Raw genomic sequence first — 23,555 nt, 5'->3', positions numbered from 1 at the left:
ATATTTCAATTATATTTGTCCCGATAAAATCGGGACATTTTTTTTAAAAGAATTCAATATGTTAATTAAAGAAGTAAACGGAAAATTTCCTCAAATTCCTAAAGATTGTTATATTGCTGAAAATGCAACTATTGTAGGTGAAGTTACTTTTGGGTCTAATTGTAGTGTGTGGTTTAATGCTGTAATTAGAGGTGATGTAAATTCTATAACAATAGGAAACAAAGTTAATATTCAAGATGGAGCAGTGGTTCATTGTACCTATCAAAAACATCCTACCATTATTGGAAATAATGTTTCAATTGGTCACAACGCGATTGTTCATGGATGCACCATAAAAGACAATGTTTTAATTGGAATGGGAGCTATTGTGATGGATAATTGTGTAATCGAAAGTAATTCAATCATTGCTGCAGGTTCTGTAATAACACAAAATACTGTGGTTGAATCAGGTTGTATTTATGCAGGTGTTCCAGCTAAGAAAGTAAAAGATATTGATCAAAGCAATTTTGCCGGTGAAATTGAACGAATTTCAAATAATTATGTAATGTATTCAAGCTGGTTTAAAGATTAGCAAAAAAAGAACCCCGAGTAGCTTATTCTACTTGGGATTTTATTTTTACTTAGTTTCTATTTCGTATTTCTTCTCAACTGATTTTTCCTGATTTAATTTTTTTGGACCAATTGGAAATCTAACATCAACATGTTTTGAAGCTATAGTCCCGTCTTTTTCAAGTACATCAGCTCTATTCGCAACCATATTCCATGAAAAAGAAATATTCGATCTACCGTTTTGTAATTCCTTTACTTTAAAACCATTTTTTGTTTTTTCAGTAACGTAAACTCCATTGCAATCCCCTTCTAATTGAATAAAAACTTTCATTGGATGGCTTTCATCAACAAAAATATGATCGCTCATTAATTCATCAATTTTAATATACGCTTCCCCATTAACTAATTTTCCAGTTCCAAAATCTTCAAATAGAATTTCTGGTGTTTCTGTAGCGTGAAGAATTCGGTTGTTTCCATTTCTGTCTTCTACCATAGTTGACAAAGAACCACCTCCCAAAACTTTGTATGAAGTATTGTTATTTCTTGCTCCTACAAAAACAAAATCAGTAGTAGATGTGTTCGCGTCAAAATATCCACCATACGTAACATCTCTTCTTGTTGCATTACTTCCAGTAAAATAATTCACGTCTTTACCTGCAATTCTGGCAAATGGACCATTACTTGTTCCTAAATTATCATCTTGGTCGTATTCAAAATAAGCTGAAAAATAATCCACTCCATTTCCTTTGCCTACACCTCTAACATGCAAACCTGTAGTCCCTTGACCAGAAACTCCTACCGATTCCCCTGGTAATTCAGTAAATGTTGTTCTTCCTCCTACTCCTAAAACTCCCATAACAGTTGAAGTTGCATTTGCCGCTAAATTGGCACTAATTCCTATTACACCTCTACCTCCATTGGCATCTAAATTACCTCCATCAATTACAAACTGGGTATTGGTAGCATTTAAAGCTCTTATGGTTCGTTGTGAATTGTTGCTGTTTACAAAAAGACCAACTTGCCCTGAATCTGCATTAATTGTCGTTAAGGTGTTTGCTATAGGAGCTGTATTTGTTCCAATGACAACCTGTCCATCATTTTCAACAGTAACTCGATTGGTGTTGTTAGTTCTAATTCTAAAACTTTGATTGTCGGTAGTTCCTAAAAAATTAAGATTTGGGTTGGTACCCGCATTTCCAAGTAATGACCAGTTTTGTAAACTTGGTGTTCCTCCGCTTGAGCGTAATGAAATCCATTCTGTACCAGACCAATAATAAAATCCTGGAGAAACAGCGGTACTACCCACACCAGCAGTTGCGGTATTAAAAACAAGCACTCCTGTTGCAATAGGTGCTGGTCCAACAGGTGCTGAAATAATTGTTGATGTTAAAGCTACTCTTGGAATTAACAATCCTTTTGAATTGCTTTCGATTTGGAATTCAACTCCATTCTGAATAGTAGTTGTTCCAACTTGAGAGAAAACATTTAAAGTAAATAAGATACTTGTAACAAAAAGTAGTGTCTTTTTCATAATCTGTAGTTTTAATTACTTTCAGTTACGAAAAAAACAAAATATTGGTTTTATTTATAATTAAAAAAGATGATTTTTTAACAGTTGGCTATTTAGACCTTATTTTCATTTCCCATTTCCAAGCACTTGCCAAAGCTTCCTCTAAAGTAAATTGTGCTTTCCAACCTAGAACAGTATTTGCTTTGTCGGTATTAGCATAAGCTTCGATTACATCGCCTTCTCTTCTACCTACAATTTGATAATTTAATTTTTGATTGGACACTTTTTCAAAAGCAGTTATTACTTCTAAAACTGAACTTCCAGTTCCTGTTCCTAAATTAAATGTTTCTACTTTTTCTGAATTTTGCTTCTTCAATAATCGTTGCAAAGCAATTACGTGTGCTTTTGCTAAATCTACCACGTGAATGTAATCGCGAATAGCCGTCCCATCAGAAGTTGGATAATCATTTCCAAAAACGGATAATTTTTCTCGAAGTCCAAATGCTGTTTGTGTAATAAAAGGTACCAAATTTTGAGGAACACCTAAAGGCAATTCCCCAATTTCAGCCGAAGGATGTGCTCCAATTGGATTAAAATAGCGCAATAAAATGGAATTGATATTAGTTACTTTGGCAACATCAGTTATGATTTCTTCTCCAATTTGTTTTGTGTTTCCGTAAGGTGACATCGCAGTTTGAATAGGTGCATTTTCAGTAATTGGCATATTTTGGGCTTGACCGTAAACTGTACAAGATGAACTGAAAATAAAATGAGCTTCTGGTTTTTTTTGTAATTCTTGAAGTAAATAAACTAAAGAATTGATGTTATTTTCGTAATACAACAGAGGATTTTCAACACTTTCACCCACCGCTTTTGAAGCAGCAAAATGAATGACACCTGAAATATCTTGGTATATTGAAAAGAAATTTTTAACAGCCGATTTATCTCGTAAATCGATATTTTCAAACAAAGGTTTTTTTCCTGTAATGCGCTCAATTCCATCTAAAACAGCAATAGATGAATTGGAAAGATTATCAATAGCAATTACATTAAAACCTTCATTTTGTAATTCAACAACCGTGTGTGAACCTATAAAACCTAAACCACCTGTAACTAATATCTTCATTTTTTAGTTTTCTGTTACAGTCGCAGTAAACAGTAACTGAGACTGAATACTGCAACTGAACACTATTATACGTATTCTAAAACAGCGTCTGTAATAAATTTAATTTGTTCGTCATCTAATTCCGTATGCATTGGTAACGCGATTACTTCTTTTACTAATTGATTCGTAACTGGGAAATCAGTTTCATTATAACGAGCATCTGCATAGGCTTTTTGACTGTGTAATGGAATTGGATAATAAATCGCACATGGAATTCCTTTTGCTTGTAAATGTTCTAATAAACCATCGCGTTTTCCGTTTAAAATACGGATTACATATTGATGAAATACGTGACAATCACAAGATTCACATATGGTTGGCTCCCAAATATTAGGATTCACACCTAAAGCCAAACTATATTTTCTTGCAGCATCTTGACGTGCTTTGTTGTAAGTATCTAAATGCGGTAATTTCGCTTTCAAAACTCCAGCTTGCATACTATCTAAACGCGAATTCACTCCTACTACATCATGATGATATCTTTCATACATTCCGTGATTTACAATTCCTCTGATTTTGTGTGCTAAAGCGTCATCATTGGTGAAAATTGCTCCACCATCTCCGTAACAACCTAAGTTTTTAGATGGAAAAAACGATGTTGCAGCCACATGTCCAATTGTTCCAACTTTCTTTTTAGAACCATCTTTTGAAGTATAATCAGCTCCAATTGCTTGGGCATTATCTTCGATAACATATAAATTATGTTCTCGAGCAATTTCCATAATCGCATCCATATTGGCAGCGCGACCAAACAAATGTACTGGAACAATTGCTTTTGTTTTTGACGTAATGGCTTTACGAATTCCTTCTAACGAAATGTTCATATTGTTCATATCAACATCTACTAAAACTGGAGTTAATTGTAATAAAGCAATCACTTCAACTGTAGCTGCGAATGTAAAATCGGCTGTAATTACTTCATCACCTGGTTTCAAATCCAATCCCATCATGGCAATTTGCAACGCATCGGTTCCGTTAGCACATGGAATTACGTGTTTTACTCCCAAATATTTTTCTAAATCGGCCTGAAATTGGTGAACCAAAGGTCCGTTGATGTATGTATTTGTATCTAAAACCTCTTGAATAGAAGCGTTTACTGCTTCTTTTATTTTTTCGTATTGACTTTTCAAGTCAACCATTTGTAATTTTCTCATTTGGAATAAAAATTAAGTCTAGCAAAAATATGAAATTCTATAGTACAAATTTTATCTAACTTAAAAAGAAACGTATTTTAGCACCATAAAATTCAATTATGCTATTTATATACAACATAATTACGCTTTTAGCAGCCCAACTTTTGAAAATTGTAGCGCTTTTTAGTCCAAAAATGAAACTTTTTGTTGATGGACGAAATTCGGTTTTTCAAACTTTGGCTGATCAAATTCAATCTTCGGATAAAACGATTTGGTTTCATGCGGCTTCTTTGGGCGAATATGAGCAAGGTTTACCCGTAATTGAAGCGATAAAACAACAATTTCCAACTCATAAAATTGTGGTTACGTTTTTTTCACCTTCGGGTTATGAAGTTAGAAAAAACAATATGGTTGCTGATGTTACAGTTTATTTGCCTTTAGATACGATTTCAAATGCGAAACAATTTATTGAATTAGTTCATCCAGAAATGGCGTTTTTTATAAAGTATGAGTATTGGCCAAATTATTTGAACGAACTTAAGAAACAATCCCGAAGTTTCGGGACTAAAACCTATTTAATTTCTGGAATTCTTCGAGAAAAACAAGCATTCTTCAAGTGGTATGGCGGTTTTTACAGAAATGCCTTAAAAACTTTTGATTACTTTTTTGTACAGAATGAAAGTTCTAAAAAACTTCTTCAAAGTATCGGATTCAATAATGTGAAAATTTCAGGGGATACGCGTTTTGACCGAGTAGTATCGATTTTAGAACGAGATAATGCAATGGATTTTATCGAACAATTTAAAAATCTCGACTCCGCTCGATTTGACAAAAATGTAAATCAAAAAGCCAAAGTTGTTGTAATTGGAAGTTCTTGGCCAAAAGATGAAGCTTTATTGGTGAATTACATTAATCAGAGTTCGGATGATGTGAAATTTATTATTGCACCCCACAATATTAAACAAGAACAAATTTCAAATCTCAAAAATCAAATTCAAAAGAAAACGATTTTGTTTTCTGAAAACGTTGAGACGCGATTAATCCCGTCTCTACAGGAATACAACGTTTTTATCATTGACACCATTGGAATTTTAACCAAAATTTATTCGTACGCTGACATTGCTTATGTAGGTGGTGGTTTTGGAAATCCAGGTGTTCATAATATTTTAGAACCAGCGACTTTTGGAGTTCCGGTTGTGATTGGTCCTAATTACTCGCATTTTGCAGAAGCTACGGCTTTGGTAAATATGGAAGGTTGTATTTCTATTCAAAATCAAACCCAATTAAATGAAGCTTTTGATTTATTACTTCACAATGAAGATGAACGATTAGAAAAAGGTCACATTTGCAGCACATTTGTCCAAATGAATAAAGGTGCGACTCAAACGATTATGAATCATATTACTAATGAAACCATAAATTGATTTTTGTTCCAAAACTAAAATTGTAACTTGCACCCACAAATATAATATTGATATGAAATTTTTAAAATTACTACTTGTTTTAGTTGTTTTCCAAGTTCAAGCGCAACAAGGAGGCATGTGGATTCCTTCGCTATTGAAAGGAACGAACGAAAAAGAAATGAAAGCTTTAGGCATGAAAATTAGTGCCGATGCTATTTATTCGGTAAATAATTCCAGCTTAAAAGATGCTGTTCCTCATTTTGATGGCGGTTGTACAGCAGAAATGATTTCGCCAAAAGGACTTTTATTAACCAATCATCACTGTGGTTATGACAACATTCAAAGTCATTCTACCGTTGAAAACGATTATTTAACGAATGGTTTTTGGGCTTACAAAATGGAAGACGAATTACCAAACAAAGATTTAACTGTAACCTTCATTATCAAAATTGAAGATGTTACTACTAAAATTTTTGAAGGTGTTTTAAATCTTCCTTCGGAAAGTGATAAACAAAAGAAAATCCAACAAAATATTGCTACGGTTAGCAAAAGTTTCCAAAAAGAAGCTTGGCAAGATGTTATGATTCGTGCTTTTTACGATGGAAATCAATACTTATTATTTGTAACTGAAAATTTCAAAGATGTACGTTTAGTAGGTGCGCCACCAAGTTCAATCGGTAAATTTGGTTCGGATACAGATAACTGGGTTTGGCCACGTCACACAGGAGATTTCTCTTTATTTAGAGTTTATGCTGATAAAAACAATCGTCCTGCAGACTATTCAAAAGACAACGTTCCATACAAACCAAAACACTTTTTCCCAGTTTCGGCAAAAGGAATTCAGGAAAACGATTTTACAATGGTAATGGGTTATCCTGGAAGAACTCAGGAATATTTACCATCATTCGCAGTGGAACAAATTGTAAATGATTTGAATCCGGCTAAAATTGAAATTCGTGATGCTGCTTTAAAAGTACAAGATGGTTTCATGAGAAAAGATAATGCGATTAAAATTCAATATGCTTCAAAATACGCTGGTGTTGCGAATTATTGGAAAAAATGGATTGGTGAAACTAAAGGTTTGAAAAAATCGAATGCAGTTGCTATCAAAAAAGATTTCGAAAAGAAATTCCAAGAAAGAGTTAACAAAGCAGGAAAACAAGCTGAATACGGAACTATTTTAGCTGATTTCGAAAAGAACTACAAAGACATTAGAGAATACGCTATTGCGAGAGACTATTTTAGCGAAGTAGTTTTACGTAATTCAGAAATTTTATCGTTTGGATACCGTTTGTACCAATTGGAACAAGTTTACAATACAAAAGGTGAAAAAGCATTTAATGATAGAAAAAACAATTTAATTTCAGGATTCGAAGGTTTGTATAAAGATTATAGTGCTCAAGTTGATGAGAAAGTTTTTGAGCAATTAATCAATTTGTATGCTACGAAATCACCAAAACAGTTTTTACCTGAAAGTTTGATTAATGTTAATGCTTCAAATTTAACAGCAAATGTTTTTGGTTCTTCTAAATTAACAAACTACAATGGTTTAAAAGAATTATTAAATGGAGATGCGAAATCGATTTTAGAAAAATTAAATCAGGATAAAGGTTATCAATTGGTAAAATCGATTGCTGATAGTTACCAAAAAAATGTAGCACCTAAGTTTAATGAAATCAATTTAAAAAACATTGCTTTACAAAGAACCTACATGAAAGGGATTATGGAATTCTTCCCTAACGATAGGATTTTTCCTGATGCCAATAGCACATTACGTGTAACTTATGGAAAAGTAAAAGGCTACAAACCAAGCGATGCAGTTATTTACGAACCTGTAAGTTATTTAGATGGAGTTATCGAAAAATACGTTCCTGGCGATTACGAATTTGACGTTCCAAAAAAACTAATCGATTTGTATAATGCAAAAGATTACGGAAGATATGCCGATAAAAACGGGAAAATGCCTTTAGCGTTTATTGCTACTAATCACACTACTGGTGGAAACTCTGGAAGTCCAGCTTTAGATGCAAAAGGAAACCTTATTGGATTGAACTTTGATAGAGTTTGGGAAGGTACTATGAGCGACATTTATTACAGTCCAGAAATCTGTAGAAACATTATGGTAGATGCAAGATACATTTTGTTTGTAATTGACAAGTTTGCTGGCGCGAAAAACCTTATTGATGAGATGACAATTGTTTACCCTAAGTCACAAAAAGCCAAATAATTACAAATATTTTTAAAAATAAAAAGTTTGGCACGCCATTTGAAATAAAGCATTTCGGAATCCAAAGAAAAAAAATAAAAAAAAATGTCTAAAAATATTTTGACATGTTAAAAAATTTATATCTTTGCTCCGAATTAATAATTAACCTTTATAATTTAGTAAGATGAAAAAAGTTGTTTTAAGTTTAGCAATTGTTGCTGCTATGTTCGTTTCTTGTAAAGAAAATGCTGCTGAAACTACAGAAACTGTAGATTCTACAGTAGTTGAAACTCCAGTTGAAGAGGCTGCTCCAGTAGCTGATACTACTGCAGTTGATACTACTGCTGCACCTGCTGAGGCTGCACCAGCTGAAGCTGCACCTGCTCACTAATTAATTGCTGACAGAAAAAAATTAAGCTCCACCAAGTGGGGCTTTTTTAATATAAAAAAAGTAGATTAATCAAAGTCCATTTTAACAATAACCTTTTACATAAAATAAAATGAAAAAAATCGTATTAAGCTTAGCTATTGTATTTGCTATGTTCGTTTCTTGTAAAGAAGCTGCTACTGAAGTTGAAAACACTATTGACTCAACTACAACAGAAGTTGAAGAAACTGCAACTGAAGTTATGGATTCTACTGCTGTTGTTGTAGATTCTACTGCTGTTGTTGTAGATTCTACTGTTGCTAAAGTTGAAGAAACAGCTAAAGTAAGTCTAAAAAGAGTTGACGAGTAACATTACCACATTTCAACACGAAGCCCTGCAAAAATTGTAGGGCTTTTTTATTACTATTCATTTGCTTCTGAACCAAAAATATCCTCAGCAGAAGAAAAGTCCAAAAATTCTGCCTTATCAGCATATTTTATTATCTCGTCAATTCCTTTTTGAAGTAGCAATTGCGTAGTATACCTTCTGCTAACAGCCACTTCATGACCATTCAACAACAATCTGAAGAAAAATTTTCCACTAGAAGATTTAAAACGCATAAAAACACATCGTTCCAAAGAGTTTTTAAGCTTTTCTATCTCTTCTTCACATTCAAAACGCAATTCGAAATCGTTGCTCGTAAAAATAGTTTTCCCTTTTCTAGAAACAAACTCATATTTATAAGCCCCGCTTAATCGTTGTGCGATTACAAATGTACCCATAGTTTAGATTGATAATTTATAAAGAATTCTTTAAAGATAACAGAAAATTCTAAAACAAGAATTTTATAAACAAAAAAAGCTCCGAACATTGTTCGGAGCTTTTGTACTCAAGGCGGGACTTGAACCCGCACGGGCATTACTACCCACTGGATTTTAAGTCCAGCGTGTCTACCAATTCCACCACTCAAGCAAATATTTTGGTATAGAGCGAAAAACGGGGTTCGAACCCGCGACCTCGACCTTGGCAAGGTCGCGCTCTACCAACTGAGCTATTTTCGCGTTTCGTATTATAATCTTTAAAGAACGTCGCCATACTTGTTCCGTATTGCGAGTGCAAATATAGTACATATTTTTATTCTTGCAAGCACTTTTTAAATAAAAATTGAAACTTTTTTATAACCTTTTGATAACGAATTATTTATTTTAAAATTATTTTTTTACCAACATTCGTTTTATTTCATTTAACTTCATTAAAGCTTCCACAGGAGTTAAGGTATTGATGTCGATATTCATGATTTCTTCTTTAATATCTTCTAAAAGCGGATCATCTAAATTAAAGAAACTCAATTGTAATTCATCATTTGCCGATTTAATTCCTGATAATTCTTCGCTGGAATGTCTTTTTTCTAATTGCTTTAATAGTTTTTGCGCTTTTTGAATTACAATTTGAGGCATTCCTGCCATTTTTGCTACGTGAATACCAAAACTATGTGCGCTTCCGCCTTTAACTAATTTACGAATGAATAAAACGGTATCTTTTAATTCTTTCACCGATACATTGAAATTCTGAATGCGTTCAAATGTAACTTCCATTTCGTTTAATTCATGATAATGTGTGGCAAAAAGGGTTTTCGGTTTGTTTGGATGTTCGTGCAAATATTCTGAAATCGCCCAAGCAATCGAAACTCCATCATAAGTTGAAGTTCCACGTCCAATTTCATCTAACAAAACCAAACTTCTTTCTGAAATATTATTCAAGATAGAAGCTGTTTCGTTCATTTCCACCATAAATGTAGATTCACCCATCGAAATATTATCGCTTGCCCCTACTCTAGTAAAAATTTTATCCACCACACCCATTCTAACACTTTCTGCTGGAACAAAACTCCCCATTTGCGCCATTAACACAATCAAAGCCGTTTGACGCAAAATAGCCGATTTACCCGACATATTCGGACCGGTAATCATGATGATTTGTTGGGTTTCTCTATCCAAATACACATCATTTGAAATATACGGCACACCAACAGGCAATTGCTTCTCAATAACAGGATGACGACCTTCTTTAATTTCTAAATCGAAACTTTCATCTAAATCAGGGCAAACATATTTGTTATCAATCGCTAATTGAGTGAAAGAAGTCAAACAATCCAATTGCGCAACTAAATTGGCATTCAACTGAACGTGTTTGATATAAGTCGCAATCCAATTCACCAATTGCTCAAACAACTGATTTTCTAATTGATGGATTTTTTCTTCGGCACCTAAAATTTTAGATTCGTATTCTTTTAGTTCTTCCGTAATGTAACGCTCGGCATTCACTAAGGTTTGCTTGCGAATCCATTCGGCTGGAACTTTATCTTTGTGCGTATTTCTAACTTCGATATAATAACCGAAAACGTTATTAAACGAGATTTTTAATGAGGGAATCCCAGAAGCAGCACTTTCTCGCTGTTCTAATTCTTCCAAATAGCCTTTACCGGTTGAAGAAATCGCTCTCAATTCATCTAATTCCGAATGAACTCCAACAGCAATTGCATTTCCTTTATTTACACTTACTGGTGCATCTTCTTGAATGGTCGTTTTGATTTTTTCGCGCAATAATTCACAAGCATGCAAACTATCTCCAATTACTCGTAATGCTTCATTTTCACTACCTAAAGCCAATGTTTTAATTGGAATAATAGCATCTAACGAATCTTTCAGAAAATTGACTTCTCTTGGCGAAATTTTTCCCGTAGCAACCTTTGAAATCAAACGTTCTAAATCGGAAATTTGTTTGATTTGATATTGAATTTGGTGTAAAACTTCTGGATTGGTTTTCAAATATGAAATCACTTCATGACGACTTCTAATTTTTGCAATATCTTTCAACGGAAGCGCCAACCAACGTTTCAAAAGCCTTGCACCCATTGGCGAAAGCGTTTTATCAATAACATCCAAAAGCGTTACCGCATTGGGATTATAACTGTGATATAATTCTAAATTTCGAATCGTAAATTTATCCATCCAAACGTAAGCATTTTCTGCTATACGCTGAATATTGGTAATATGTTGAATTTTATTGTGCTGCGTTTCCGATAAATAATACAAAATTGCTCCAGAAGCAATCAAACCTTCTGTTAATTCTTCTACTCCAAAACCTTTTAGCGAATTGGTTTGAAAGTGTTTGGTTAAACTTTCTAACGCATAATCTTCTTTATACACCCAATCTTCCAAAAAGAAGGTATGAAAATCGTCTCCAAAAACCGAATTAAACTGATTTTTAAACTGTTTTGGAATTAAAATTTCACTTGGACGAAAGTTTTGCAATAATTTATCGATGTATTCTTCATTACCTTGTGAAACCAAAAATTCACCTGTAGAAACATCTAAAAATGAAACACCAACCATTTTCTTCCCAAAATGAACCGATGCTAAAAAGTTATTCGACTTCGACTGTAACACCTCATCATTCATTGAAACTCCAGGGGTAACTAACTCCGTAACACCACGTTTTACGATGGTTTTAGTCATTTTTGGATCTTCTAATTGGTCGCAAATCGCCACTCGAAGTCCGGCTTTAACTAACTTGGGTAAATACGTATTTATGGAATGATGCGGAAATCCTGCCAAAGCCGTTTCAGTTTCAGAACCTGCACCACGTTTAGTTAAGGTAATTCCTAAAATTCCGGCTGCACGCACTGCATCTTCTCCAAAGGTTTCATAAAAATCGCCCACACGAAACAATAAACAAGCATCGGGATATTTGTTTTTTATCTCGTTGTATTGCTTCATTAAAGGTGTTTCCTTGGGTGTTTTATCGGGAGTTGCTGCAGATTTTTTAGCCACAATTTCAAATTTTAAGTATGATTGCGAAGGTAATAATTTCAATAACAATTTCAAGGGCAAGAGCAAGAACAATTTTCAATTGCAAGAACAAGTTCAATTTCAAGTTTAAAATTTTAACGGAAATCCCGAAGCTTCGGGAGCAAAGTTTTTCGCAAAGTTCTCAAAGCTATTTCCATAAAAATTATTGAGCCTTGTGCCTTCTTTGTATTCTTTGTGGTTAAAAACTAATTGCCTAATTGCCACATTATATCTATTTTTGCCACATGAGAAAATTAGCCAACGCAGAATTAGAACGTAAAAACATCAACGAGTTTAAAGAAGCTCAAAAAACACCCATTATTGTCATCTTAGACGATATTAGAAGTTTGCACAATATTGGTTCGGTTTTTAGAACTTCGGATGCATTTTTGATTGAGAAAATCTATTTATGTGGAATTACGGCTGTCCCTCCGAATAAAGAAATTCATAAAACAGCTCTTGGCGCTACAGAAACCGTTGCTTGGGAATATGCAAATGACGTTTTAGATGTAGCGAACCAATTGAAACAAGAAAATGTAAAAGTGTATTCGGTGGAGCAAACCGAAAATGCTATTATGTTGGATGATTTTCAACCAGAAATCAATACCAAATATGCCTTAATTTTTGGAAACGAAGTAAAAGGCGTTTCACAAGAAGCTATTAATTTAAGCAATGGCGTGATTGAAATTCCGCAATTAGGAAGTAAACATTCGTTGAATATTTCGGTGAGTGCTGGAATTGTGATTTGGGATTTGTTTCAGAAGTTGAAATAAATTTTCTAAACACATAGACACAATAGAGTTACTTTGTGTTGATTTTAGACGTTGCACTTTACAGAGTAAATATAGAAAATCCGTAAAAATCGGCGTTTCGCTAAGCGAATCCGTTTCATCCGCGTGCTAATACTATTTTCCTGTTAATTTCATTCAACAAAAACACATAATCCTCCTGTTTTTTCACAAAATCTAAATCCGAAACATCAATAATTAGCACATTCAAATCGGTTTGTGTTTTGATGTAATCTAAGTAGCCTTGATTGATTTTTTCTAAATAATCCGCTGGAATTTCTTGCTCGTAACTTCTGCCACGCTTTTTGATGTTTTCCAACAATCTTTCGGTATTTTGATACAAATACACATACAAATCAGGTTTTGGCATTTCTTTGTGGATGATGTCAAACATGGTTTTGTACAAGCGAAATTCATCTTCTTGAAGCGTTACTTTGGCAAAAATCAAGGATTTAAAAATGTGATAATCGGCCACAACAAAATCTTTAAACAAATCAAATTGCGCTAAATCATCCGATAATTGTTGGTATCTATCGGCTAAAAACGACATTTCTAATGGGAAAGCGTAGCGACTTTGATCTTTGTAAAACTTTGGTAAAAATGGATTATCTGCAAAGCGTTCCAATACTAATTTGGCATTGCAATCTTCTGCTAATTTGGTTGACAAAGTGGTTTTTCCTGCACCAATATTTCCTTCAATAGCAATGTAATTGAATTGTTGTAATTGGAGTTTTTCGATAGGTGAAACTATAGAATGAACTGCTTTTATTTCGCTTTTATCTTCGGTTTGAAGTAATAGTTGCGCAATAGATTTTTTCAACGTTGGATGTTCCCAATTTAATCCCAAATCCAACATCGGTTGCAACACAAACTTTCGATTTTGCATTAATGGATGTGGAACTTGCAAGGTTTCTGTCGAAATAATTTCTTCATCAAAAGCAATGATATCAACATCAATAATTCGGGCTTGATAACCTGAATCTTTGGAACGAACTCGACCTAATTTCTTTTCCACTTTTAAAACCTGCTTCAAAATTTTTTGAGCCGATTTTGACGTATGAATTAAAATCGCAGCGTTATAAAAATGTTCGCTTTCAAAACCCCAAGCTGGCGTTTCATAAATTTTAGAAACCTTTACAACTGTCGCTACTTCGTTATGAATCAAATTAATACAAGACTGAATCGTTTCTAATCGATTGCCTTGATTGCTTCCTAATGATAAAATGACTTGATGCTGACTCATATTTGGCAAAATAACAAACAATTTTAGACTTATAATTTACCTTTCTTGTTTTTTTATGAACATGTAACAATTTTATGCTTTTAACTACTAATTAGGTAATTAATAAATAAATTGAAATGAGATTTTTAGGAAATGTATTAGCTACAATTGTAGGTATATTTATTTTTTGCATGATTTTCTTCTTCGGAATTATAATCATTGGAGCCATTGCAGGTAGTGGTGATGACACGGTTAGTGTAAAAAAGAATTCGGTTATTGAATTGGATTTATCAAAAGTATCTTTAGACTACGCTGGAAAAACGAATTATAAAGACTTCAATTACTTTGAAGCACATCATGATGGTGTTACGGACATTTTAAATGCGATTGAAGCAGCTAAAACCGATGACAAAATAAAAGGAATTTCTATTTTAAATAATCAATCACAGTTAGGTTTAGCGCAAAGCAAAGCCGTTCGTGATAAATTAGAAGAGTTTAAAAAATCGGGCAAATTCGTTTATGCTTATGCAAATTATTACACCCAAGGCGAATATTATTTAAATTCGGTTGCCGACCAAGTGTATTTGAATCCAATGGGAGAAGTTGATTTCAAAGGATTATCTTCTGAAATTATATACATGAAAGATTTACAAGAGAAATCGGGTGTAAAAATGGAAGTTATTCGTCATGGAAAATACAAAAGTGCAGTAGAACCATTCTTAGCTCAAGAAATGAGTCCAGAAAATCGTGAACAAATGACGGTTTTATTGAACTCTGTTTGGAATACAATTGTTGCCGATATTTCTAAAAGCAGAAAATTATCTGTTGCCCAATTGAATGCTATTGCCAATACTTTAGGTGCAAGAACTCCAGAGTTAGCTTTAGCTAATAAATTAGTCGACAAAGTAGCTTATGAAGATGAGTATCACGATATGATTAGAGCTAAATTAAAAGTAGACAAAAAAGAAAAATACGATATTGTTAGTATTACCGATTATGCTAAAAAAGCAGCTTCTACTGTTGAAGATTACTCTAAAAATGACATTATTGCCGTAATTTACGCTCAAGGCGAAATTACTGGTGGTGAAGGCGATGTTAATGTAATTGGCGAAGGTTCTATCAAACGTTCTTTACAAGAAGCTCGCGATGATAAAGATGTAAAAGCAATTGTATTACGTGTAAATAGTCCAGGAGGAAGTGCTTTAACTTCTGAATTGATTTGGAGAGAAATAGAAATCACTAAAAAAGTCAAACCAGTTGTAGTTTCTATGGGGAATTATGCGGCTTCGGGCGGTTATTATATTGCAGCTAACGCAGATAGAATTTTCGCTGAACCAAATACAATTACTGGTTCCATCGGAGTTTTTGGGATGTTACCCAACATGAACCAATTAGGCAAAAACATTGGAATTAATGCTGAACAAGTTAAAACACATGAAAACGCAAGTGGATACAGTGTTTTTGAACCAATTGACGAAAACTTCAAAGGATTTGTTTTAGAAAGCATCGAAAAAACATACGCTACTTTCTTAAAACGTGTAGCTGATGGAAGAAAAATGACAACAGAACAAGTTGACGCTATTGCACAGGGAAGAGTTTGGACAGGAATTGACGCTCATAAACTTGGTTTAGTTGACGAAATTGGAGGTTTAGATGCAGCTATCAAATACGCAGCTAAACTTGGGAAAACTTCTTCTTACAGAACAGAAAATTATCCAGAATATGAGAAAAACTTTGAAGATTTATTAGCTAATTTCACTGGAATAGCAATGTTTAAAACCAAAGAACAATTATTAAAAGAACAATTAGGTGAAGAAGGTTTCCAAATGTTGGAACAAATCAAACGTGTTAAAAGCAGAAAAGGTATTCAAGCAATTATGCCTTATGAAATTGAAATTCATTAATCTATACTACAAACATCAAAATCCCAAAGACTATTTGTTTTTGGGATTTTTTTTATAAGTTTCACATAAAATTAATAGAACTTATAGCAATTGGTATTAATTTTGTTAAACTTAAATCACATTCACTTCAAAAAACACAATTATGGTAAAGAAAGTTTTAAAAGGACTTGGAATATTTCTATTGGTAACCATCATCGCATTGGCAGCAGCGCCATTCTTATTCAAAGACAAAATCAAGGAAATGATTGCCAAAACTTTGAACGAAAATGTAAATGCCAACATTGCATTTGAAGATGTAGATTTGAGTTTATTCAAAAGTTTTCCGCAAGCCAATGTTACGATAGAAAAATTGAGCATTATTACAAAAGCTCCTTTTGAAAAAGACACTCTTTTATATGCTGGTGAAACCAATGTAACCATGAGTGTTAAAGAGCTTTTTAAAGGTGATGGCGAAGCTATGAATTTAGAAAGTTTTAGTGTAGTTGACGGAATTGTAAACATCATTTTTAATAAAGATGGTTTAGGGAATTTTGATATTGCATTAAAAGATGAAACAGAAAAAAAACCTTCTGACAGCAAACCATTTGCTTTGAATATTCAAGATTATGAAGTTGAAAATTTAAAATTTACTTACATAGACGAAGGTTCTAAAATGAAAATGGTTTTAGATAGCATCAATCACGAAGGAAAAGGAAATTTTGCAGCTCAAAAATTAGATTTAGATACAAAAACTACTGCAAAACTATCTTTTGATATGGACAAAATGAACTACATGAACAACGTAGCCATTTCATTAGATGCTATTTTAGGAATTGATTTAGAGAAAAGCAAATACGAATTCAAAGACAACAAAGCATTAATCAATCAATTGCCATTAGAATTCAATGGATTTATTCAAATGGTGGAAGTAGGTCAAACCTATGACTTGACATTCAAAACACCAACATCTGATTTTAAAAACTTCTTGGGATTAATTCCAGCAGCTTATTCAGGTGATATCAACAAAGTAAAAACAACTGGACAATTTTCGGTAGATGGAAAAGTAAAAGGTAATTTAACTAAAACTACTATTCCTGCTTTTGATGTAAAAATTGCTTCGAATAATGCGTCTTTCCAATATCCAGATTTACCAAAATCGGTTAAAAATATTATAATTGATACACAAATTATCAACGAGACAGGTTTAATGAACGACACGTATATGGATTTGAACCAACTTTCGTTTTCAATTGACCAAGATGTGTTTAATGCGAAAGCTAATATTAGAAACATTGCAACAAATGCTTTAGTAGATGCTGAATTAAAAGGAGTTATCAACTTAGCAAACGTTACCAAAGCGTATCCTGTAAAGTTAGACAAACCGTTAACCGGAATTTTAAAAGCCGATGTAAAAACGAAGTTTGATATGAAATCAGTTGAAACTTCTCAATATCAAAACATTCAAAATTCTGGAATTGTAAGCTTGACCGGATTCAATTACGAAGGTCCAGAGATGGCAAAACCATTCAAAATCAATCAAGCTGCAGTTGCATTTAATCCGAGTCAAATTCGTTTGAATCAATTTGATGCAAAAACAGGAACTTCCGATTTACAAGTAACAGGAACGTTGGATAACTTTTACGGATTTGTATTCAAAAACCAAATTCTGAAAGGAAATTTCAATATGAATTCGACAAAATTAGTCGTTTCCGATTTTATGGCGCCAACTACAACCACTACAGAAGAAGGTAAAAAAACTACAGAAGCGGTTAAAATTCCATCCTTCTTAGATTGTAGTGTTACTGCAAAAGCAAGAACCGTAGTTTACGACAATTTGAATTTACAAGATGTTTCAGGCAATATGGTAATTCGTGATGAAGCGGTAGCTTTAAATAATTTAAAAATGAGTGTTTTTGGGGGAAATATCGGTTTAACCGGAACCGTTTCTACTAAAGGAAATACTCCGAAATTTGATATGAATTTAGGCTTTAATGCCGTTAATATTGCCGAATCATTCACGCAATTAGACATGCTGAAATCGATTGCTCCTATTGCTGGTGTTGTTAATGGTAAAATTAATTCAACAATAAAACTTTCGGGCGATTTACAACAAGATATGACTCCAAATTTAAAAACTATTTCGGGCGATTTATTTGGGCAGTTACTATCAACTACAGTTAACGAAAAAAATTCTGCACTTTTAACTTCGTTAAGTTCAAATGTAAAATTCATCGATATGAGTAAAGTAAACTTAAACGATGTAAAAGCGGCATTATCTTTTAAAGATGGAAAAGTAAATGTAAAACCATTCGATATTAAATACCAAGATATTACAGTAAATGTTGGCGGAACGCATGGTTTTGACCAAAATATGAATTACAATTTAAAATTTGATGTTCCTGCAAAATATTTAGGAAAAGACGTAACTAATTTAATTGCTAAATTAACGCCCGCTGACCAAAATAAAATTCAAAATATTCCTGTAAATGCAGCACTTGGAGGAAACTTCAAACAGCCAAAAATTACTACCGACATGAAGCAAGCCACAACTAATTTAGCAACCCAATTGGTTAAAATGCAAAAAGATAAATACATCAATCAAGGAACAACTGCATTAGGAAATTTATTAGGCGGAACAAAAAACAATACATCTGGAACCACCAATGCAACAGATACCACAAAAACTACAACTACGCCAAAAGAAGACATAAAAAACACAATTAAAGACAAAGCTAACGGAGCTATAAAAGATTTATTTGGCGGAAAAAAGAAGAAAAAAGAATAAACTCAATTTATTAAAGCAAAAAACAAAACCCTTTCAAATTTTCAGTTGAAAGGGTTTTGTTTTATAAACTCATCTTCACTACATAACCTTCATAAGTTCTTACGTTAAAAACCGTTCCGTCTTCAAAAAGTAAGTATTGCCCTTTTATTCCCGTTAATTTCCCTGATAAATTTGGTGTTTTATCTAAATTTAAACTCGTTACCTTTTTAGGATATTGCAAAACAGGAAAATCTAATTGAATAATTTTTTCTTCTTTCGGGAAATAATCTTTCACTTCATTGGGTAACCAATCAAATACTTTATTGCGTTCATTATTTAAATCGACTTCTAAATATTCGTTTTGTACCATTTTTCGCCAATTGGTTTTATCAGCAAAATGGTTTTTCAATGCTACTTCTGTAATTCCGGCTAAATACCTATTGGGCACTTCTACAATAGGAATGGCCTGCACAGCACCTTGGTCTATCCATCGCGTTGGAACTTGAGTTTTTCTGGTTACTCCCACTTTTACCTCGCTTGATAAAGCTAAATACACCACATGCGGTTGCAATTGTACGCGTTTTTCATAAGCTAAATCTCTATCTTCAATATCTAAATGGGCGGTACTTAATTCGGGTTTCATAATCCAATCGCCTACTGCTGGACTACTCATAAAACAATCATAACAAAATCCTTGGCGAAAAATCTTTTTAGCTTTATAGCAATTTAAACATTGGTAGCCTTGAAATTCAATTTCAATTTCTTTTCCTAAAAGTTGGTTTATGTTTAAAAAACTATTTTCAAAAACCAAATAATACTGAATAGGATTACCAAATTCGGTTTGCATTTTTGAAAGAGTGCCTTGATATATCATTTCGTGTAAAGATTTTCTTTTTTGTTCAATTATTTGAAAAAAATGCTATTTTTGGTAAAGTTATTATTCCCATTTAACAATTCAAAATTAGAAATAGGTAAATGCCATTACAAATAATAAATTCTGTTGCCACTTGGATTTTGAAGAAACGAATTCATCAAATGGAATTGTTTTTAAAATATCCGCACGAAGTACAAGAAGAATTACTTTTTAATCTAATAAAAACTTCTGAAAATACGCAACTTGGAAAGAAATATGATTTTTCTTCCATGAAAAGTTATACTACTTTTTCAGAACGAATTCCTGTTTCTACTTACGAAGATTTAGAACCTTTGATAGAAAAAACAAGACAAGGTGAACAAAACGTTTTTTGGCATTCAAACATTAAATGGTTTGCAAAATCAAGCGGAACTACCAATGCAAAAAGTAAGTTTATTCCTGTAAGTTCAGAAGCTTTAGAAAATTGTCATTACAAAGCGAGTAAAGATTTGTTGTGTTTGTATTTGAATAATAATGAAGAATCTCAATTGTTTACAGGAAAAAGTCTTCGATTAGGAGGAAGTAAGCAATTGTATGAAGATAACAATACATTTTTTGGAGATTTATCAGCAATTTTGATTGATAATATGCCTATTTGGGCCGAATTTAGTTCAACTCCAAGCAGTAAAATATCATTAATGGGTGATTGGGAAACTAAGCTTCCAGCTATTATTAATGAAACCATCAACGAAAATGTTACGAGTTTGGCTGGCGTTCCAAGTTGGATGTTGGTTTTACTTCAAAAAGCATTGGAAACCACCGGAAAATCTAATTTTTTAGAGCTTTGGCCAAATGCAGAAGTATATTTTCATGGCGGTGTCAATTTTGACCCGTATAGAGAACAATACAAGAAATTATTTCCAAAAGAGAGTTTCAAGTATTATGAAATTTACAATGCTTCGGAAGGTTTTTTTGCAATTCAAGACCAAAATGATTCAAACGAATTATTATTGATGTTAGATTACGGAATTTTCTACGAATTTATTCCGATGGATACTTTTGGAACGCTAAACCAAAGTGTTATTCGATTGAATCAAGTAGAATTGAACAAGAATTATGCTTTGGTGATTACGACAAATTCGGGTTTATGGCGCTATTTAATTGGTGATACCATTCGCTTTACCTCATTAAGCCCTCACCGTATTAAAGTTACCGGAAGAACCAAACATCATATTAATGTTTTTGGAGAAGAGTTAATGGTTGAAAACACCGATACTGCCATTGCAAAAACATGCGCACAATTCAATTGCGAAATTACTGATTATACCGTTGCTCCTATTTTTATGACTGACAAAAAGAAAGGTGCTCACGAATGGATTATCGAATTTAAGACCAAACCAGACAACATTGAAAATTTCAGAAAAGCTTTAGATGAAAATCTTCAGCATGTAAATTCGGATTACGAAGCAAAACGATACAACAACATGACATTAAATCCGTTAGTATTAAACGTTGCTCGAGAACAATTATTTTATGATTGGTTGAAACAACAAGACAAATTAGGTGGACAACATAAAATCCCAAGGCTTTCAAACGAACGATTGTATATAGAAAGTCTTTTATCTTTACAATAAAAATGGTATGAAAAATAAAATCTTACTTTTATCACTATTAATTCTACTTCTTACGATTCTTTCGTGCGGACCAAGACGTTATAAATGCGGACCTAACAGAAGATGCGATAATTCTATTAAAAAAACAGAAAAACACCATAATTACAAAGAATTTGATAAAACATATAATTGTTAAACTCATTTTTTTATTGAATTCACAATAAAATCGATTTGCACGAAACGTAGTAAGTCGTTTTTTTTTGCATTATATCGAATTTTTTCATACAATTTAACAAATAAAGTAAAGAATAATTTTTTTTACAAAAAATACTACTATTTTTGCACGCAATTTAACTAATCATTAACTAATTATTATTTAAGCAATTAAATTTATGAAACTAACTAAAATCCTTACATTATTTTTACTTTTAGGAAGCCTAGCATCTTTTGGACAAGAACCTAAACGTTCTGAAGGAGCAGAAGCAATTGTAAATGCCATAAATAAAAACACAAAAGGAATTAGCTTCATTATTAGTGATACAGGAATTAATTCAGAGTTAAATGAAATTGGCACTACATTTTTTAAAAACAAATACATCATTTTATCGAACAAGAAAAGAAGACATGCAGATGTAACTGTTAATCCAATTACTAATACTCCAAACAATAACTTATATTGTGTGGATGTAAAAGAAGACGGAAATTTATCTTTCCCTTTACTTTTCTCTCAGGCATTAGATTCTGACAATGATGAAGGTTCTATCGGGTTTTCTTCTGATCAGAGAACAATTTTTTATACTCAAGAAAACCCTAATAACAAACAGTTATTTACTTTACACAAAGCAACTCTTAACGAAAAAGATGCTAAAAAATGGACAAACATTACTAATTTAAATGTAGTTCCAGAACAATATTCAGCCGAAACTCCAAGTGTTTCTCCTGACGGAAAGAAGATTTATATAGCTTCAAACATTCCTGGTGGGTATGGCGGATTTGATATTTACGAAGCTACAATTGCAGAAGACGGAACGGTTGGTAAATTAGTTAATCTAGGTCCAAATGTAAATACAACTGATGATGAAAAATATCCATATATGTCTTCTGATAACAAATATTTATATTTTTCTTCAAAAGGACATACAAACTTGGGTGGTTACGATGTTTTTAGATCGGCTTATGTTGACAATTCATTCTTAACTGCAATGAATTTAGGAACTGATTTAAACTCTAGAAGAGATGATGTTGCCTTTGTAATGACTTCTCCATCTAAAGGTTACATCTCAACTGATAAAAAACAATCTGGTAATTTTGATATTTTAAAATTCGAAATTAGAAAACAAGAAAATTTACATTACAATTACACAATTGTAGAAGAAGTTACCAAAACAGCTTTACCAAATGCAACAGTAGTAGTAACAGACGAATTTGGAACTAAATTAACAGAAACACAATCTGACAACAATGGTAAAATCAAATTAGCTATAGAACCATTAACTTTTTACAATGTAGAAGTTACGAAAGATGGTTACGAAACTAAGAAAACAAACATTGCAACTGGAGATAAAGATAAAAACATTGCTTTAACTCAGAAAAAAGCAGTAGTTACTGAAGATGCTATTGTAATTGAAAATATTTATTTTGATTTTAATAAATCTAGTGTTAAAAAAGAATCAGAATTATCTTTAAATAAAATTGTTGAAGTTTTAGCGAACAATCCTAACCTGAGTATTACAATTAACGCTCATACTGATAACAAAGGTTCTGAAATCTACAACCAAAAACTTTCAGAAAGCAGAGCTAAAGCTGCTTACCAATACTTACTTAAAAAAGGCGTTCCTACATCGCAGTTAACCTACAAAGGTTTTGGCGAAAGTGAACTATTAGAAAAATGCGAAAAATGTTCAGCTTCTCAAGACCAAACCAATAGAAGAGTTGAATTCAAAATCGTTAAATAAAAAGCACACTCTCAATTAAACACAACTATAAAAAAATGAAAAATCTCTCTCTAGTATTAGCATTATCAACAGTAGTATTATTAACTTCATGTTCAAGTGGATGGAGTTGTCAAAAAAGATACTGTAACGCAAAAGAAATCAAAACAATCGAGCAAAAGAAAAACGCTTAAGTTATTATTTTAGCAATTATTTGTCGTACAAAAATTGTAGCCTAAAATCTAAAACGGGTTTAACTTTTATAAAAGTTAAACCCGTTTTAGATTTTAGGCTACAATTTTTTAAATTCTTTAAG

General features: G+C 32.7%; 18 protein-coding genes and 2 tRNA genes. 11 read left to right on the top strand and 9 right to left on the bottom strand.

All coding sequences use genetic code 11. The features are described from left to right. Window positions 1-58: 58 nt before the first annotated feature. Window positions 59-571: a gamma carbonic anhydrase family protein gene (locus tag GFJ94_RS09845; RefSeq protein ID WP_153201361.1), complete on the top strand. Its 513-nt coding sequence runs from the start codon at window positions 59-61 to the stop codon at window positions 569-571. A gap of 45 nt (window positions 572-616) precedes the next feature. Here GFJ94_RS09845 and GFJ94_RS09840 read toward each other — a convergent pair whose 3' ends face one another. From GFJ94_RS09840 to GFJ94_RS09830, 3 genes are all read right to left on the bottom strand, one after another. Beyond that, the gene (locus GFJ94_RS09840; protein WP_153201360.1) at window positions 617-2,080 is read right to left on the bottom strand and encodes a hypothetical protein; all 1,464 of its coding nucleotides are present in this window, start codon (window positions 2,078-2,080) and stop codon (window positions 617-619) included. Between the two features lie 88 nt (window positions 2,081-2,168). After that, window positions 2,169-3,185 carry a UDP-glucose 4-epimerase GalE gene (galE, locus tag GFJ94_RS09835; RefSeq protein ID WP_153201359.1) on the bottom strand — a complete coding sequence of 339 codons (1,017 nt, stop codon included), beginning with the start codon at window positions 3,183-3,185 and terminating at the stop codon, window positions 2,169-2,171. A 65-nt stretch (window positions 3,186-3,250) separates the two neighbouring features. Then, the gene (locus GFJ94_RS09830; protein WP_153201358.1) at window positions 3,251-4,378 is read right to left on the bottom strand and encodes a DegT/DnrJ/EryC1/StrS aminotransferase family protein; all 1,128 of its coding nucleotides are present in this window, start codon (window positions 4,376-4,378) and stop codon (window positions 3,251-3,253) included. Between the two features lie 98 nt (window positions 4,379-4,476). Between GFJ94_RS09830 and GFJ94_RS09825 the strand changes: the two genes are divergently transcribed. From GFJ94_RS09825 to GFJ94_RS09810, 4 genes are all read left to right on the top strand, one after another. Then, the gene (locus GFJ94_RS09825) at window positions 4,477-5,781 is read left to right on the top strand and encodes a 3-deoxy-D-manno-octulosonic acid transferase (protein ID WP_153201357.1); all 1,305 of its coding nucleotides are present in this window, start codon (window positions 4,477-4,479) and stop codon (window positions 5,779-5,781) included. 52 nt (window positions 5,782-5,833) lie between these two features. Further along, a complete protein-coding gene (locus GFJ94_RS09820) occupies window positions 5,834-7,987 on the top strand; it encodes a S46 family peptidase (protein ID WP_153201356.1) in 2,154 nt (717 codons plus the stop codon). Window positions 7,988-8,150: 163 nt separating this feature from the next. After that, window positions 8,151-8,357 (top strand): hypothetical protein, encoded by a 207-nt coding sequence (locus GFJ94_RS09815; RefSeq protein WP_153201355.1) that lies wholly within the window; start codon window positions 8,151-8,153, stop codon window positions 8,355-8,357. 109 nt (window positions 8,358-8,466) lie between these two features. Beyond that, a complete protein-coding gene (locus GFJ94_RS09810; RefSeq protein ID WP_153201354.1) occupies window positions 8,467-8,703 on the top strand; it encodes a hypothetical protein in 237 nt (78 codons plus the stop codon). Between the two features lie 53 nt (window positions 8,704-8,756). On the opposite strand, the gene GFJ94_RS09805 is transcribed toward GFJ94_RS09810, so the two are convergent. The 4 genes from GFJ94_RS09805 to mutS all read right to left on the bottom strand — a co-directional run bounded on the left by GFJ94_RS09805 (window position 8,757) and on the right by mutS (window position 12,113). Beyond that, entirely contained in the window at window positions 8,757-9,116 is a 360-nt protein-coding gene (locus GFJ94_RS09805) for a DUF1508 domain-containing protein (protein ID WP_153201353.1), read from the bottom strand. A 104-nt stretch (window positions 9,117-9,220) separates the two neighbouring features. Further along, window positions 9,221-9,306: transfer RNA gene (locus tag GFJ94_RS09800), tRNA-Leu, on the bottom strand. Between the two features lie 16 nt (window positions 9,307-9,322). Then, window positions 9,323-9,395, bottom strand: a tRNA-Gly gene (locus GFJ94_RS09795). A gap of 150 nt (window positions 9,396-9,545) precedes the next feature. Beyond that, window positions 9,546-12,113: a DNA mismatch repair protein MutS gene (gene mutS / locus GFJ94_RS09790; RefSeq protein WP_153201653.1), complete on the bottom strand. Its 2,568-nt coding sequence runs from the start codon at window positions 12,111-12,113 to the stop codon at window positions 9,546-9,548. A gap of 317 nt (window positions 12,114-12,430) precedes the next feature. On the opposite strand from mutS, the gene GFJ94_RS09785 reads away from it, so the two are divergent. After that, window positions 12,431-12,958, top strand: coding sequence for an RNA methyltransferase (locus GFJ94_RS09785; RefSeq protein WP_153201352.1), 528 nt, complete (start codon window positions 12,431-12,433; stop codon window positions 12,956-12,958). A 115-nt stretch (window positions 12,959-13,073) separates the two neighbouring features. Here the strand turns inward: GFJ94_RS09785 and folK are convergent, their stop codons facing one another. Continuing rightward, window positions 13,074-14,216 (bottom strand): 2-amino-4-hydroxy-6-hydroxymethyldihydropteridine diphosphokinase, encoded by a 1,143-nt coding sequence (gene folK / locus GFJ94_RS09780; protein WP_153201351.1) that lies wholly within the window; start codon window positions 14,214-14,216, stop codon window positions 13,074-13,076. Between the two features lie 116 nt (window positions 14,217-14,332). On the opposite strand from folK, the gene sppA reads away from it, so the two are divergent. Both sppA and GFJ94_RS09770 read left to right on the top strand, forming a co-directional pair. Continuing rightward, on the top strand, window positions 14,333-16,099 hold the full coding sequence (gene sppA / locus GFJ94_RS09775; RefSeq protein ID WP_153201350.1) for a signal peptide peptidase SppA: 1,767 nt from the start codon (window positions 14,333-14,335) through the stop codon (window positions 16,097-16,099). Between the two features lie 142 nt (window positions 16,100-16,241). Next, window positions 16,242-18,863 (top strand): AsmA-like C-terminal region-containing protein, encoded by a 2,622-nt coding sequence (locus GFJ94_RS09770; protein WP_153201349.1) that lies wholly within the window; start codon window positions 16,242-16,244, stop codon window positions 18,861-18,863. Between the two features lie 61 nt (window positions 18,864-18,924). On the opposite strand, the gene GFJ94_RS09765 is transcribed toward GFJ94_RS09770, so the two are convergent. Next, the gene (locus GFJ94_RS09765; protein WP_153201348.1) at window positions 18,925-19,716 is read right to left on the bottom strand and encodes a DUF2797 domain-containing protein; all 792 of its coding nucleotides are present in this window, start codon (window positions 19,714-19,716) and stop codon (window positions 18,925-18,927) included. 101 nt (window positions 19,717-19,817) lie between these two features. Between GFJ94_RS09765 and GFJ94_RS09760 the strand changes: the two genes are divergently transcribed. The 3 genes from GFJ94_RS09760 to GFJ94_RS09750 all read left to right on the top strand — a co-directional run bounded on the left by GFJ94_RS09760 (window position 19,818) and on the right by GFJ94_RS09750 (window position 23,263). Continuing rightward, window positions 19,818-21,329, top strand: coding sequence for a GH3 auxin-responsive promoter family protein (locus GFJ94_RS09760; protein ID WP_153201347.1), 1,512 nt, complete (start codon window positions 19,818-19,820; stop codon window positions 21,327-21,329). Window positions 21,330-21,336: 7 nt separating this feature from the next. Beyond that, window positions 21,337-21,504: a hypothetical protein gene (locus GFJ94_RS09755; protein WP_153201346.1), complete on the top strand. Its 168-nt coding sequence runs from the start codon at window positions 21,337-21,339 to the stop codon at window positions 21,502-21,504. 196 nt (window positions 21,505-21,700) lie between these two features. Then, window positions 21,701-23,263 carry an OmpA family protein gene (locus GFJ94_RS09750; RefSeq protein ID WP_153201345.1) on the top strand — a complete coding sequence of 521 codons (1,563 nt, stop codon included), beginning with the start codon at window positions 21,701-21,703 and terminating at the stop codon, window positions 23,261-23,263. Window positions 23,264-23,555: the final 292 nt, after the last annotated feature.

The organism is Flavobacterium sp. LMO8, from assembly GCF_009495755.1.
Taxonomy (GTDB): Bacteria; Bacteroidota; Bacteroidia; order Flavobacteriales; family Flavobacteriaceae; genus Flavobacterium.
The sequence above is the reverse complement of the archived record's forward strand: the minus strand, read 5'-3'. Positions and strand labels throughout refer to the sequence as shown.

Excerpts from the sequence above, each read along its gene's own strand:
- GFJ94_RS09825 (WP_153201357.1), top strand. The coding sequence starts at position 4,477 with ATGCTATTTATATACAACATAATTACGCTTTTAGCAGCCCAACTTTTG.
- GFJ94_RS09845 (WP_153201361.1), top strand. The coding sequence starts at position 59 with ATGTTAATTAAAGAAGTAAACGGAAAATTTCCTCAAATTCCTAAAGAT.
- folK (WP_153201351.1), bottom strand. The coding sequence starts at position 14,216 with ATGAGTCAGCATCAAGTCATTTTATCATTAGGAAGCAATCAAGGCAAT.
- GFJ94_RS09805 (WP_153201353.1), bottom strand. The coding sequence starts at position 9,116 with ATGGGTACATTTGTAATCGCACAACGATTAAGCGGGGCTTATAAATAT.
- sppA (WP_153201350.1), top strand. The coding sequence starts at position 14,333 with ATGAGATTTTTAGGAAATGTATTAGCTACAATTGTAGGTATATTTATT.
- GFJ94_RS09830 (WP_153201358.1), bottom strand. The coding sequence starts at position 4,378 with ATGAGAAAATTACAAATGGTTGACTTGAAAAGTCAATACGAAAAAATA.
- GFJ94_RS09765 (WP_153201348.1), bottom strand. The coding sequence starts at position 19,716 with ATGATATATCAAGGCACTCTTTCAAAAATGCAAACCGAATTTGGTAAT.
- GFJ94_RS09815 (WP_153201355.1), top strand. The coding sequence starts at position 8,151 with ATGAAAAAAGTTGTTTTAAGTTTAGCAATTGTTGCTGCTATGTTCGTT.
- GFJ94_RS09820 (WP_153201356.1), top strand. The coding sequence starts at position 5,834 with ATGAAATTTTTAAAATTACTACTTGTTTTAGTTGTTTTCCAAGTTCAA.
- GFJ94_RS09770 (WP_153201349.1), top strand. The coding sequence starts at position 16,242 with ATGGTAAAGAAAGTTTTAAAAGGACTTGGAATATTTCTATTGGTAACC.
- GFJ94_RS09785 (WP_153201352.1), top strand. The coding sequence starts at position 12,431 with ATGAGAAAATTAGCCAACGCAGAATTAGAACGTAAAAACATCAACGAG.
- GFJ94_RS09750 (WP_153201345.1), top strand. The coding sequence starts at position 21,701 with ATGAAACTAACTAAAATCCTTACATTATTTTTACTTTTAGGAAGCCTA.
- GFJ94_RS09760 (WP_153201347.1), top strand. The coding sequence starts at position 19,818 with ATGCCATTACAAATAATAAATTCTGTTGCCACTTGGATTTTGAAGAAA.
- galE (WP_153201359.1), bottom strand. The coding sequence starts at position 3,185 with ATGAAGATATTAGTTACAGGTGGTTTAGGTTTTATAGGTTCACACACG.
- mutS (WP_153201653.1), bottom strand. The coding sequence starts at position 12,113 with ATGAAGCAATACAACGAGATAAAAAACAAATATCCCGATGCTTGTTTA.
- GFJ94_RS09810 (WP_153201354.1), top strand. The coding sequence starts at position 8,467 with ATGAAAAAAATCGTATTAAGCTTAGCTATTGTATTTGCTATGTTCGTT.
- GFJ94_RS09840 (WP_153201360.1), bottom strand. The coding sequence starts at position 2,080 with ATGAAAAAGACACTACTTTTTGTTACAAGTATCTTATTTACTTTAAAT.
- GFJ94_RS09755 (WP_153201346.1), top strand. The coding sequence starts at position 21,337 with ATGAAAAATAAAATCTTACTTTTATCACTATTAATTCTACTTCTTACG.